We start from the raw sequence: 13,507 nt of genomic DNA on the forward strand, positions 1-13,507 counted from the left end.
AGGAATCAGGAATTTGTAATTGGGATTGGTAATTGGAAATAAACTTGTGAACAAGTGAACCCGTGAACTTTTGAACTTAAAGGGAAAGTTGATTCGCTGAAACATCACTGTGTTATTCATTATTACTCCCCCTCAGAGAAACAACAATACGGTAACAAATAGCCTTTTGTCACACCGCCAGATTACCGTACCTTCGCGCCTCAATTTTTGAAAATGGAGATAAGGAACATTGCAATAATCGCCCACGTTGACCACGGTAAAACCACCCTTGTTGACAATATTTTACGTGCCACCAAGGTTTTTCGCGACAACCAGGAAACCGGTGAACTGATAATGGACAGCAACGACCTGGAACGTGAGCGCGGCATCACTATCTTTTCTAAAAATGCAGCCGTTACCTACCAAGGCGTTAAAATAAATGTGATAGATACCCCCGGCCACGCTGATTTTGGCGGTGAAGTGGAGCGTGTGCTTAAAATGGCCGATGGCGTTATTCTGCTGGTGGATGCTTTTGAAGGCCCTATGCCCCAAACCCGTTTTGTGCTGCAGAAAGCCCTGCAACTGAACCTTCACCCGATAGTGGTTATTAATAAAGTGGACAAACCCAACTGCCGCCCGGATGAAGTGCATGATGCCGTTTTTGAGCTTTTCTTTAACCTCGACGCCACCGAAGAGCAGCTTAATTTCCCCACTTTCTATGGCAGTGGTAAAAACGGCTGGTTCAACGATTCATTAACGCCTTCTGAAGATATTACGCCATTATTGGATGGCATTTTAAAATATGTGCCCGAGCCTAAAGTAAGTGAAGGCACATTGCAGTTGCAGATAACTTCGCTCGATTACTCTTCTTTCCTTGGCAGGATTGCCATTGGAAAAGTAACCCGTGGCACCATTAAAGAAAACCAGCCCATCACCTTAATGCAAACTGATGGCGCCAATAAAAGAGCAAGGGTGCGTGAATTGTATGTGTTTGAAGGCATGGGCAAAAAGAAAGTGGCCGAAGTACAGCCCGGCGATCTTTGCGCCGTGGTGGGCCTGGAAGATTTTAATATAGGCGATACCATTGCCGACGCGGAAAACCCGGAAGCTTTGCCGGTAATAAGCGTGGATGAGCCTACTATGAACATGATGTTCAGCATAAACAATTCGCCTTTTTATGGCAAGGATGGAAAGTTTGTAACTTCCAGACATATTCGCGACCGGCTGTTTAAGGAAACGGAGAAAAACCTGGCGCTTCGCGTACAGGATACGGACAGCGGCGATAGCTTTTTAGTATATGGCCGCGGCATTCTTCACCTGGGCATTTTAATAGAAACCATGCGCCGCGAAGGGTATGAGTTAACCGTAGGCCAGCCAAAAGTTATTATTAAAGAGATTGACGGCAGGAAAACCGAACCTTACGAGACGCTGGTGGTGGATGTGCCGCAGGAGTATGCCAGTAAGGTGATTGACCTCGTTACCCGCCGCAAAGGCGAAATGCATGTAATGGAAACCAAGGGTGAAATGCAGCACCTGGAATTTGAAATTCCTTCCCGCGGTTTAATTGGCTTGCGCACACAGATGCTTACCGCCACGGCAGGCGAAGCGGTGATGGCGCATCGTTTCAGCGAATATAAAGCATGGAAAGGCGCTATTCCCGGCAGAAATAATGGCGTTCTTATTTCAAAAGATGCGGGCACTACCACAGCCTATTCATTAGATAAGCTGCAGGACAGGGGTTTCTTCTTTGTTGACCCCGGCGAGAATGTTTATAAAGGCATGATTGTGGGCGAAAACAATAAGCCCGGCGACCTGGTTATAAACCCGAATGAAGGAAAGAAGCTTACCAATATGCGGGCAAGCGGCAGCGATGCAGCCACGAACATTGCCCCCAAAACTTTAATGACGCTGGAAGAATGCATGGAATATATCCAGTTTGACGAGTGCATTGAAGTAACGCCAAACTTCATTCGTATGCGTAAGGTTATTTTGGATGAAGAAGAAAGAAAGCGCCAGCAAAAAAGAATGGCTGCTGAAGAAGCATAGGACGTGTGAGACGTGTAACGTAATTTTAAACCTGCCAGGTTGTTAGCCCGGCAGGTTTTTTATTTTAAAATCTCTGTGCCCTCCGTTATCTCTGTGCGAAAATATAGCGCACAGAGATAACGGAGGGCACAGAGAAAAGATTTGGCGGTTATGCTATATGGAACAACAACTGACAAATAATAAAGTAGCTTGCCTGACAGATCAGGATTTCGTAAATTCGTAAAGTGAACAAACGAAGGAAAATAGCACTTGATTTTGAGATTGATTTCCTGACAAACTCAATCCGAAACACAGTTTCCGGCGATAGTTTCCGAACAGAAGTTTTGCGATTGACTAAGGCAGACTTAAAGCAAATCACCAGGAAAAATGGCTGGAATTTCAATTGGAAAACAGAATTAAACGATAATTCGAAAGAGGTTTATAAACTGACACAATTACAGATAATCCAAACATCGTTCAGGGTTTAATCAGTTTCACAATCAATGCTGACCATGTATATATGAATTTGCTTGAAAATGCAACTTTCAATTTAGGCCGGAATAAATTATACGAAGGCGTTGCCGGAAACTTAGTCGCTTATGCCTGTAAAATCTCGTTTCAACATGGGTTTTCAGGCTACGTTTCGTTTACTGCAAAAACAAGGCTGATTGAACATTACCGGAAGACGCTGAACGCTATAACTTTTGGCGGACAATTGATGATAATAAATACAATAGCAGCTAACGTTTTAATTGATAAATATTTTAAAAACGGATAAATGGGATACATAAAAGAACCAGACGGCGTTGACTTCATAATTAAAGGGAAGCCTCTAACAGATAAACAAAAAAGCGCAATTAGTGAGTTCATTAAAGCCGATAAGGAGCGCTTAGCAAAATTAGCTGTTCGTAAAACAAAGGCACGAACCGCTAATAAAAGTATTGCTGCAAGTAAGGCCGGACATTAAAATATCAACAAAGCAAAGCCAGACCATTTGCAGCAATGCCTCTGAATATTATACCTTATTGATGTTTTTAGATCATATCATTCAGGAACTCTCGAATCTTTTCAATCAGCCGGTTAATATTATTAATCATCAGCCGGTTTTTGGCGGCGACATTAATCAAACTTACAGGCTGCAAACCAATACCGGTACTTTCTTTTTGAAGCTGAACGATGGAAAGCTGAATGATATGTTTGAAAAAGAATTCAGTGGCCTGCGGCTAATGCATCAAACCAAAACCATTAAAATCCCTGAACCAATCCTTCACGGGAAAATTGAAAATAAAATATTTCTTGTAACGGAATTTATAGAGAAAGGCAGCTCTTCCAAAAACTTCTGGCAAACTTTTGCGCGGCAACTGGCGGCCATGCACCGGCACACAAACGAACGGTTCGGATTGCCTGAAAATAATTATATCGGTTCGCTGCACCAGCCCAATTATTTCTGCAAAACCTGGAGTGAATTTTATGCAGCGCAGCGCATTATGCCGATGATGCAGCTTGCTTTCAGCCAAAACAAATGCAGTAAAGAAGATGTTACAAAAGCGGAAAAGCTTTGTGAGCGTTTAAGTAATATCTTCCCGGAAGAAAAGCCTGCTTTAATACATGGCGATCTGTGGGGTGGAAATTTTATGGCCGGAAATAACGGCGAACCGGTTATTTATGATCCGGCAGTATATTACGGTAACCGCGAAATGGATATTGCCATGAGTTTATTGTTTGGCGGCTTCGACAGCAGCTTTTACAATCATTACAACGAAGCTTTTCCGCTGCAGCCCGGCTGGCAGAAACGGGTTGAGCTTTGCCAGCTATACCCGCTTATGGTTCACTTAATTTTATTTGGCGGCCATTATTATCACTCAGTTATGGGTATCATTAGCGCCTATGTTTAAAAAGCAGTAAAGGGAGAAAGCAGGTTTGTCACGGCATTGTTTTTTGTGCAGTTAAACCCGGCTTCCTGCAAAATATTTCCATACTATATTGCTACCTTTGCACACTTTTTATTATTTACAGACAGGTTTTACGCATAATGGCAGCTAAATACAAAGAATTTCAGGGTTTGCATCTTCCCGCCATAGAAGAAGAAATTTTAAACAGGTGGGATGAAGAAAAAGCATTTGAAAAAAGTGTGTCCTTACGGCAGGGCAGCCGGCCTTTTGTTTTTTATGAAGGCCCGCCCAGCGCCAATGGCATGCCCGGCATTCATCATGTTATTTCCCGCACTTTAAAGGATCTGGTTTGCCGCTATAAAACCATGAAAGGCTTTCAGGTAAAACGCAAAGGCGGCTGGGACACGCATGGCCTGCCCGTGGAGCTTGGCGTTGAAAAAGAGCTTGGCATTACCAAAGAAGATATAGGCAGGAAGATTTCTGTTGAAGATTATAATAAAAAATGCCGTGAAGCGGTACTGCGTTATAAAGACAAATGGGATGAGCTTACCAAACGCATCGGTTATTGGGTTGACCTGGAGCATCCTTACATCACCTTTGAAAATAATTATATTGAAACGCTCTGGTGGCTGCTAAAACAACTGTACCATAAAGGTTTGTTGTATGAAGATGTAAGCATCCAGCCCTATTCGCCCGCTGCCGGCACCGGCTTAAGCTCCCACGAATTAAACCAGCCGGGAACGTATAAAGATGTAAAGGATACGAGCGCGACAGTGATGTTCCGGGCAGTTAATAATGAAAAGAGCAAATTTTTATTCGATGCGGTAAAAGCTCCCTCTCCCTTGGAGAGGGCGGGGGGTGAGGTCTTCTTTTTAGCCTGGACAACTACTCCGTGGACGTTGCCTTCCAACCTTGGTTTAACCGTTGGCGCCAGCATAGATTATGTGCTGGTTAAAACCTTCAACCCATACACGCATCTTCCGGTTAATGTAATGCTTGCCAAAGCTCTGCTGGGCAAGTCTTTCAAGGCAGAAGATGAAAATGGCAATTTTGAAAATTATGATGAGAAATCAAAAGTCCTTCCCTGGAAAATAATAGCCGCATTTAAAGGTGCAGACCTTGAAGGCATCTCTTACGAACAGCTTCTCCCTTTCGAAGCTAACAAAACTGATAACCCCAATGCCTTCAAAGTTTTATTAGGCGATTTTGTTACCACCGAAGATGGCACCGGCATCGTTCATACCGCGCCTGCATTTGGTGCGGATGATTATAAGGTTGGTAAAAAATACGATATCGGCATATTAACTATGGTTGACCGCCAGGGCAAATTTGTTGATGGCCTCGGCGAATTCAGCAACCGGTATGTAAAAAATTATAAAGACGACTTTAATTATGTAGATGTAAATGTTGACATCTGCGTAAAACTGAAAAAAGAAAACCGTGCCTTCAAGGTTGAAAAATATGAACACAGCTACCCGCATTGCTGGCGCACCGATAAGCCGGTTTTATACTATCCGCTCGATGCCTGGTTCATCAAAACCACGGCGCTGCGTAACCGTATGGTGGAGCTGAATAAAACCATCAACTGGAAACCCAAAAGCACCGGTGAAGGCCGTTTTGGCAACTGGCTGGAAAATATGGTGGACTGGAACCTGAGCCGCAGCCGCTTCTGGGGCACGCCATTGCCCGTTTGGCGCACCAAAGATGGAAACGAAGAAATTTGCATTGGTTCCATAGCAGAACTGAAAGCAGAAGGCAAAAAGGCCGATGGCCAGTTAGGCACTATGAACGCCGCTTTTCTTGCTGATGATAATCTCGACCTGCACAAGCCAATGGTTGACGAAATCGTGCTGGTTTCTCCTTCCGGTGAGCCAATGAAACGTGTGCCGGATTTGGTGGATGTTTGGTTCGACAGCGGCGCTATGCCCTACGCACAGTGGCATTTTCCGTTTGAAAATATGAAAACTTTTGCGGACAATTATCCCGCGGATTTTATTGCTGAAGGTGTTGACCAAACCCGCGGCTGGTTTTATGTTTTACATGCTATCGCTGGTTTGATAAAAGAATCAGTACAGGAAGAATTGAAGACGAATGGCATTGAAATTTCTGATGAAAAATATCCGGGTTTAGCTTACAAAACTTGTATTTCAAATGGTTTGGTATTGGATAAGAATGGCGTGAAAATGAGCAAGCGCCTTGGAAATGTGGTGGACCCTTTTAAAACCATTGCCGATTTTGGCGCCGATGCCACCCGCTGGTATTTAATCACGAATGCTTCACCCTGGGATAATTTAAAGTTCGACCTTGACGGCATCAAAGAAGTGCAACGTAAGTTCTTCGGGACTTTATATAACACTTGCCAGTTTTTTGCGCTATACGCCAATGTGGACGGCTTTGCCTTTAAAGAGGAGTACATCCCGGTAGCGGACAGGCCTGAAATTGACCGTTGGGTGCTTTCATCTCTCCATACTTTAATTAAAAAGGCTACCGAAGCAATGGACGATTATGAGCCTACGCTTGCCGGCCGGCTGATGGAAGAATTTGTGGATGAGCATTTAAGCAACTGGTATGTGCGCCTTTGCCGCCGCCGTTTCTGGAAAGGCGACTATGGGCAGGACAAAATTGCAGCCTATCAAACATTGTATGAATGCCTCGAAACCATTGTTCGTTTAATGGCGCCGGTTTCGCCGTTCTTCAGCGATGCGGTTTTCAAAAACCTGAATGCGGTTACGAACAGGTTTGATGTGGAATCGGTGCATCATACTGATTACCCACTTGCAGATGAATCCCTGATAGACGATGCTTTGGAAGAAAGGATGCAACTGGCGCAGGATGCATCTTCCTTAATCTTGTCGCTGCGCAAAAAGGCCAATATAAAAGTGCGCCAGCCTTTGCAACAGGCTTTAATACCGGTTTTAAACCCTGAAATGAAAGCGCAGTTGCAAAAAGTAGAAGATTTAATCAAATCTGAAGTGAATCTAAAGAGGATAGAATATGCTTCCGAAAGCAACAATATCATCCACAAAAAAGCAAAACCGAATTTTAAATTATTGGGCGCAAAGCTTGGCAACAGGATGAAAGAAGCGGCTGCGGTAATATCAAAGTTTACACAGGCAGAGATCAGTGCGCTGGAAAAAGAAGGGTTTGTTGAAATTAAACTGGAAACCGGTAACTGGAAACTGGAAACCAATGATGTGGAAATAATTGCCGAAGATATTCCGGGCTGGAACGTAGCTTCAAAAGGCAATTTAACCGTGGCGCTTGATATACAATTGTCGGATGAACTGAAAATGGAGGGCGACGCCAGGGAATTTGTAAACCGCGTTCAAAACATCAGGAAAGATAAGGGCTTTGAGCTTACAGACCGCATATTTGTACGTGTTCTTGACAATACTGCATTGAAACCCTCTATTAATACATTTAAAAACTATATTTGCGCCGAAATTTTGGCAGATAATCTTGACTGGGCGCCGGAAATTACAGATGGCACTGAGATTGAGATTAATGACAACCTATTGAAAGTGAGCGTAAATAAAAAAGGATGACGAACTATGCCACAGAAGAAACCAATTAAAAAAGCAGCTAAACCAGCAGCAAAAAAAGCAGCGGCCGGAAGCAAAAAAACAGCACCGGCCAGAAAGGCAACGTCTAAAACAGTAAAAAAGCCTGTTAAAAAGGTTGCGGCTAAAACAGCAAAACCTGTGGCAAAGCCTAAAGTAAAAAAGGCATCGTCCAAACCTGTTGTAAAATCATCAAAAATAATTAAAAAGGCTGCTGCACCAGTAAAAAAAGCAGTTGCAAAGCATGAGTCAAAGACAAGTGTGAGCAGGCACGATAAACAAATTAAAGCTATGTCAAAGCAAAAGAAACAAGAAGAAAAACCAGTTGAAAAGAAAGCAGTTAAGAAGCCTGAGCCGATAAAGGAAGTAAAACTGCCTAAAATAAATGCAAAAACGAGTGTTCCATATCAACCTTCTTATAAATCGCTGGAGCAGCGCCAGGAACAGGTGAAATCTGCCGAGCCGCTTGTTCGCTACAGCGATACGGAGCTGAATGAATTCAGGGAACTGATTCAGCGCAAACTTGATGCTGCAAAAAAAGAACTGGCTTATTTGCAGGGCCTTATTACCCGTAAGGATGATATGGGCGGCGATGAAAGCGAAAACCGCTACATGACAATGGAAGACGGCAGCATAAGCATGGAACGGGAGCAACTGAGCCAGATGGCCAGCCGCCAGATAACATATATTGACCATCTTGAAAAGGCGTTGATACGCATTGAAAACAAAACGTATGGTATTTGCCGCGTTACCGGGAAATTAATTGACAAGGCAAGGCTGCGCGCCGTGCCACATGCAACATTAAGCCTGGAAGCTAAATTAGGCCTGGTAAAAGCAGGGGAATAAAGGGTTTATCATCATATTAAAAAGACCGGTTGATTTTTTCTTCCGGTCTTTTTAATTTTCGCCCGGCAGGATAATGCCAGGCGGTTAGTCCAAATATGTTTATGTTTATTTCCCGGCAAATTAATTGGTGGCCGGGGCAGCCTTTATTTCTTAGGTGTATAATTGTCGAACTTTACCAGCAAGCCGGCTCCGAACAATGACTGGAGCTGCAGCCCGGCAGAAGTGCCGTTCGGGCCGAACTGGCGCACATCATCATCGTATATTAAAGTGAGACTATATGTAACCGACAGTATTCTGGATATCTTGGCCGCAAATAAGTTGGTCATGTATAAATCCACATTTTGCGGGTTGCTTTTATAATTTGAGAAAAGGTCGAGCTTACCGGTATAAGTTATTGCCTTGCCTATGTTTGCCAGGTAAGAAACAGAAGCATACGTACCAAACTGGAAATCTGCAGTTTTATTTACATCAACGCCATAAGATTCTTTCAGGCTGTCAGCAGTTACAATCGTCCATCTTGCCGTTGCCGGTGATACAAAAATGGAAAGATTTTTTACGGGATGGTAATCAAGGCCGGGGCTTAATAAAACATAACCGGGCGCAAAGAAATTGGAAGTATATGTTTTTAAACCATCATCATCGTATGTATATCCTTTAAAAAACTGGCTTCTTACATCAAACAGGCCACTCAAATTTAGTTTAGGATTAAGGGCATAACCATATTTTGACAGAAATTCCACGCGGTCATCGTTTTTGCGTGTGCCAAGGCTGGTTGTTTTTACATAGCCTACATTCCAAGTTAAAAGATTATCCCAGCTATGCTTGTTTTTCTTATAAAATGCATACGTGCTGAGCAGCGAGTTTAATGAAAGTGAAAATTTTTCACCGCCTGCCGACCAGTTATTCAATGAGCCCTGGGTGAGATTTACGCTTATAATACCGCCCGTTTTCCAAATTTTCGGTATGGTGTCATTCGCATCTTTTGTTATTGTTTTAGATGATTCTGTTTTAAGATCCTGTACAGTAGCATCTTGTGACAGCGCCGGGTAGAATGCAGGGAGAAAAATAATGAACAAAAATTTTTTCATAATCCTTTGTTTTAGTGTAGAATAGAGCCAGGCAGTTTAACCAGTGCCTGTTTTATTTATATGATTAAAAAAATATTGCGATAAAAATAGCTAACACAGAGCAAAGGGCTGATATAATTTATTTTACCACGTGCTATACTGTGTACATAACCTTATATTCTTTTAAAATTTAAAAAGAATTTGTATGCTGGCTTTGCAAATTATTTGCCACTTATTTAACTAAAATAAGATATTTGAAAAATAAGCTTGGGTTTACGCTCAATGGGATCTAAATTTTCTTACTCTCTGTGAATTAGAACTCGTAACTCAAGGGATGTATTTCAGGAAATAAAAAGAGGCCGTCTCAAAAGTCGAGCCAACCTCTTTTTTATTCGGATACCTGATGGAGAAAGTTTTCGTTTAAGCGATTCTCAAAGCCTTCAATTTACTTTTGAGACTTCCTCGTTGTGCCCAAGACTGGATTCGAACCAGCACGCCGGTTAAGGCACTACCACCTCAAAGTAGCGTGTCTACCAATTTCACCACCTGGGCCCGGGCTGCAAATGTAGGGGGAAAATAAATTATTTATTCAGTTCAATTCTAAAACCTGTGCCTTTGCCCGGTTCACTGTATTTTACAAATAGAGAACCTTTATGATATTGTTCAATTATGCGCTTGCTTAAGGTTAAGCCGAGCCCCCACCCGCGTTTTTTGGTAGTAAAGCCGGGGTTAAACACTTTTGCAATATTATTTTTTGAAATGCCCTTGCCGGTATCTGTTACATCAATCAAAACCTGTGCAGGTGTGTCTTTAATATGCATTTCTACAGAACCCTTGCCTTCAATGGCGTCCAGCGCATTTTTCAGCAGGTTTTCAATTACCCAGTCAAACAGCGGCGGCGATATCATGGCCCGGATATCTGTTTTATCCCCTGTATCTAAAGCCATATTCACTTTGCCGCCCGCTCTTCGTTTTATATAATCCATCATATTATTCACCTGTACCACAATATTTTTTTCTTCAAGATGCGGATGGCTGCCTATCTTGCCAAAACGGTCTGTTATCAGCTCAAGCCGGTTTACATCTTTCTCTATTTCCATACTTAGCTTTTCCGTTTCGGGTGTTTCTTTCAAAACCTCTATCCAGCCTTTTAAGCTGGAAACAGGCGTGCCTAACTGGTGCGCCGTTTCTTTGGCCATGCCGGCCCATACCTGGTTTTGGGTACTTATATACGATGTGCGCTGTGCAATTATAATCACTATAAGAAAAAGCCCTACAATGATAAGCTGAACAACAGGATAATACTGCACTTCTTTTTGCAGAACACTTTGGCCATAATAATATTTATTGGCAGTATATGGTTTTTCAGAAAGTGTGACAACGATAGGGTCGTGGTCTTTTTTAAATTCAGCCAGCTTATCTTTTAAATAACCGGGGTCAGATTTAATTTTTATGGAATCGAGGTTGACACAGTTACCTGTATTTATACTGTCACTTTCGTTGGTTTCGATAATGGGTATTTCCGTATTCTCCGAAGAAATTCTTGCAGCAAGGTTGAGGTTCACCTCATCCGTTGCATTTAATATTGTATGCTGCGCTTCCACCCATATTTCTACCTTCTTTTTTTCATCGGCGGCTATTTTTTTGGCAAGGTAAGACGAATAAAATATGGTGCCTGTAACTATAGCGGCCGCTATAAAAAACAATAATGTTTTGCCATTAAGCCATTGCCGAATCATGCTCTAAAGTATATAAACAGAGGCAAATAAAAAATCCCGCAATTAAACAACTGCGGGACTTTGTTCAGACATTAAATAAAGACAACTTTTTAACTGAACAGGCCACCCTTTTTTAGTTCTTTTGTTCCCTGCCCTATTTTATACCCGTTTTGATAAATTTCAATTTTGTAACTACCGGTTTGATATTTTCCGGATTCGGGCTTCCAGTCGAAACTTACAGGCATACGTTTGCCTTGCTCGTAGTTGACAGACATTTTATTGGTAAATACTTTTTCACCGTCTTCCCTTGTTGTAAAAGTGCCGCTGCCATTTGAAGGCACTGTTATCGGATGGCCATCCGGGCCTGTAACACACACATACAAATCTTTTTCCCCGCTGGGCGCGATACGGTTTTCATCAAGGTCAAAAGATATCCTGAAAAGATCGGCGCGTTTTGCCGTTTCCGTAGTTTTTTCCTTGCCGCTATTCTTTACGTTAATAGCAGCAATATTTATATTGCTCGCATGCAGTGTGGAGCCTACATCTTCCACCTGCGCTTTTGCCGCCTGCGTGGTAGAGAGGTCTTGCTCAACCCTTGTTTTTTGCGCAGTAAGCGTATCGCGCTGTGTGGTTAAATCAGTATTGGCAGCAGTTAATGTTTGATTTTCCTGCTTCAACTGTTCAACCTGGGCAAGCAGGTCGGTAATTTTTCCATTCAATTCTTTAATCATAGATCTGGCCTTAGACAGGTCTGCATTCTTTTTGCCCAGTTCTGTTCTGATCTGTGTTTTAAGATTTTCAATATCAGTTTTGCGTTCCGCTAATTCGCCTGAAAGTTTTGCATTGGAACCGGTTAATGAATCCATTCTCGACAAAGCGTCATTATACTCTGCTTCCACTGCGCTGCGGGATGAATCGGCGGCTGCGTATTGAACGGTAAGCTGATCAATTTTTTTGCTTGACTGGCTTTTATCGTAAATGATATAGCCCCATGTGCCTACCAAAGCGGCTATTAGAATACCGAAGATCAGTTTACGATTGTCTTTTGGCTGATTAGCCGGCTGATCTCCGGATGTAGATGATGGATAATTGCTGTAACTCATATATTGTGGTTTAATGTGAGACTAATTTACTAATATTGAAAAAAACAATCGTTGAACGCATTTTCTTTATATAATCTTTTACTTCTCGACATAGAAACAGTACCTTTTTTTGAAAGGTACGAAATGCTTCCAGACGATATGAAGTTGCTTTGGGGCGACAAAATTTCCAAAACCGTGCCAGAAAGCCTCTCATTGGATGAGAGCTATTTATTAAGGGCCGGTATAATGGCGGAGTTTGGAAAAATAGTTTGTATATCAGCAGGTTATTTTTATGAAAGTGAAAACAGGGAAGTTTGCTTTAAAGTTAAAAGTATTTGTTGTGAAGAAGAAGCTGAAATTTTGCAATTTTTTTTAAAGATTACGGATGCTTTTCTTAAAAATAAAAAGCACATCATTTTTGGCGGGCATAACATACGGGAGTTCGATATACCTTATATATGCCGGCGGCTGCTGATTAATAATATCCCTTTACCTTCTTACTTGCAGTTGCATGCCGCAAAGCCCTGGGAGATTGAAATGATTGATACCCTGCAGTGGTGGAAATTCGGCGATTACAAAAATTATATATCGCTTAACCTGCTTGCCACCATTCTGAATGTGCCTTCATCCAAGGGCGATATGGATGGAAGCAAAGTAAGGGAAGTATATTACGACCATAAAGACATACAGCGTATTGCCACCTATTGTGAAAAAGATGTTATTGTTGTGGCCAATATTATTCTCCGCTTCAAAAACCTCCCTTTGTTGCAGGAAGAAAACATTCAGATAATAAAATAGTCAGTACAGAATATGGAGATTTATAAAAACCTCCTATATTTGCACCCCTTTGGTGCGGTAGCTCAGTCGGTAGAGCAAAGGACTGAAAATCCTTGTGTCGGCGGTTCGATCCCGCCCCACACCACCGGAGCGGCAAAATCGAATTTTAATTCGGTAATGCCGCTTTTTTATTGTCTAAAACCTGCGCCAAACGCGCAATATTAAAAAAATATATTTATTCTTGAGGTTCGATATGCATCCATTTTCCTATTATAGCTAATTCCTTCCGGAAACACCAGATTTTGAATCCTCTATTTGATGAAGTAATCTCCGGAACGCCAAAGCGACGCGGCTTTCAGGGCAAAGTTTATGGTAAAATCGATGCATTCTTCAAGGTTCGACTTTTTCCTTGCGCTTTATAGTAAACACAGGATGAATTTGTGCATTGGCTATTTGCACCTGCTTTATAGGATTGTAAGATTATCTCACATTCCTGCACGTCATTCCCGCGAAGGCGGGAATCTCATAATCATGCTGTATAAGCAAGGATGACTTTATAAA

General features: G+C 42.2%; 10 protein-coding genes and 2 tRNA genes. 8 read left to right on the forward strand and 4 right to left on the reverse strand.

All coding sequences use genetic code 11. The features are described 5' to 3' along the window. Positions 1-213 precede the first annotated feature (213 nt). From typA to QM629_RS13635, 6 genes are all read left to right on the forward strand, one after another. Positions 214-2,025 (forward strand): translational GTPase TypA, encoded by a 1,812-nt coding sequence (gene typA, locus QM629_RS13610; protein ID WP_415160430.1) that lies wholly within the window; start codon positions 214-216, stop codon positions 2,023-2,025. 499 nt (positions 2,026-2,524) lie between these two features. After that, the gene (locus QM629_RS13615; protein ID WP_415160431.1) at positions 2,525-2,782 is read left to right on the forward strand and encodes a hypothetical protein; all 258 of its coding nucleotides are present in this window, start codon (positions 2,525-2,527) and stop codon (positions 2,780-2,782) included. After that, the gene (locus QM629_RS13620) at positions 2,783-2,971 is read left to right on the forward strand and encodes a hypothetical protein (protein ID WP_415160432.1); all 189 of its coding nucleotides are present in this window, start codon (positions 2,783-2,785) and stop codon (positions 2,969-2,971) included. It begins immediately after the preceding gene. Then, complete coding sequence (locus QM629_RS13625; RefSeq protein ID WP_415160433.1) at positions 2,946-3,899, forward strand: fructosamine kinase family protein; 954 nt, start codon at positions 2,946-2,948, stop codon at positions 3,897-3,899. Before QM629_RS13620 ends, QM629_RS13625 begins: the two co-directional genes overlap by 26 nt. Positions 3,900-4,036: 137 nt before the next feature. Continuing rightward, the gene (gene ileS, locus QM629_RS13630) at positions 4,037-7,441 is read left to right on the forward strand and encodes an isoleucine--tRNA ligase (protein WP_415160434.1); all 3,405 of its coding nucleotides are present in this window, start codon (positions 4,037-4,039) and stop codon (positions 7,439-7,441) included. A 6-nt stretch (positions 7,442-7,447) separates the two neighbouring features. Then, complete coding sequence (locus tag QM629_RS13635) at positions 7,448-8,302, forward strand: TraR/DksA family transcriptional regulator (protein WP_415160435.1); 855 nt, start codon at positions 7,448-7,450, stop codon at positions 8,300-8,302. Between the two features lie 143 nt (positions 8,303-8,445). Here the strand turns inward: QM629_RS13635 and QM629_RS13640 are convergent, their stop codons facing one another. The 4 genes from QM629_RS13640 to QM629_RS13655 form a co-directional block, all read right to left on the reverse strand. After that, the gene (locus QM629_RS13640; RefSeq protein WP_415160436.1) at positions 8,446-9,390 is read right to left on the reverse strand and encodes a DUF3078 domain-containing protein; all 945 of its coding nucleotides are present in this window, start codon (positions 9,388-9,390) and stop codon (positions 8,446-8,448) included. Positions 9,391-9,837: 447 nt separating this feature from the next. Then, positions 9,838-9,921 (reverse strand) — tRNA-Leu (locus QM629_RS13645). A gap of 29 nt (positions 9,922-9,950) precedes the next feature. Next, positions 9,951-11,108 (reverse strand): sensor histidine kinase, encoded by a 1,158-nt coding sequence (locus QM629_RS13650; protein ID WP_415160437.1) that lies wholly within the window; start codon positions 11,106-11,108, stop codon positions 9,951-9,953. 89 nt (positions 11,109-11,197) lie between these two features. Beyond that, positions 11,198-12,190 (reverse strand): hypothetical protein, encoded by a 993-nt coding sequence (locus tag QM629_RS13655; RefSeq protein ID WP_415160438.1) that lies wholly within the window; start codon positions 12,188-12,190, stop codon positions 11,198-11,200. A gap of 51 nt (positions 12,191-12,241) precedes the next feature. On the opposite strand from QM629_RS13655, the gene QM629_RS13660 reads away from it, so the two are divergent. Both QM629_RS13660 and QM629_RS13665 read left to right on the forward strand, forming a co-directional pair. Further along, a complete protein-coding gene (locus QM629_RS13660; RefSeq protein ID WP_415160439.1) occupies positions 12,242-12,967 on the forward strand; it encodes a ribonuclease H-like domain-containing protein in 726 nt (241 codons plus the stop codon). 51 nt (positions 12,968-13,018) lie between these two features. Then, positions 13,019-13,091, forward strand: a tRNA-Phe gene (locus tag QM629_RS13665). Positions 13,092-13,507 lie beyond the last annotated feature (416 nt).

This window comes from Parafilimonas sp. (assembly GCF_047606085.1).
Lineage (GTDB): Bacteria > Bacteroidota > Bacteroidia > Chitinophagales > Chitinophagaceae > Parafilimonas.

Excerpts from the sequence above, each read along its gene's own strand:
- QM629_RS13635 (WP_415160435.1), top strand. The coding sequence starts at position 7,448 with ATGCCACAGAAGAAACCAATTAAAAAAGCAGCTAAACCAGCAGCAAAA.
- ileS (WP_415160434.1), top strand. The coding sequence starts at position 4,037 with ATGGCAGCTAAATACAAAGAATTTCAGGGTTTGCATCTTCCCGCCATA.
- typA (WP_415160430.1), top strand. The coding sequence starts at position 214 with ATGGAGATAAGGAACATTGCAATAATCGCCCACGTTGACCACGGTAAA.
- QM629_RS13620 (WP_415160432.1), top strand. The coding sequence starts at position 2,783 with ATGGGATACATAAAAGAACCAGACGGCGTTGACTTCATAATTAAAGGG.
- QM629_RS13640 (WP_415160436.1), bottom strand. The coding sequence starts at position 9,390 with ATGAAAAAATTTTTGTTCATTATTTTTCTCCCTGCATTCTACCCGGCG.
- QM629_RS13615 (WP_415160431.1), top strand. The coding sequence starts at position 2,525 with ATGAATTTGCTTGAAAATGCAACTTTCAATTTAGGCCGGAATAAATTA.
- QM629_RS13650 (WP_415160437.1), bottom strand. The coding sequence starts at position 11,108 with ATGATTCGGCAATGGCTTAATGGCAAAACATTATTGTTTTTTATAGCG.
- QM629_RS13655 (WP_415160438.1), bottom strand. The coding sequence starts at position 12,190 with ATGAGTTACAGCAATTATCCATCATCTACATCCGGAGATCAGCCGGCT.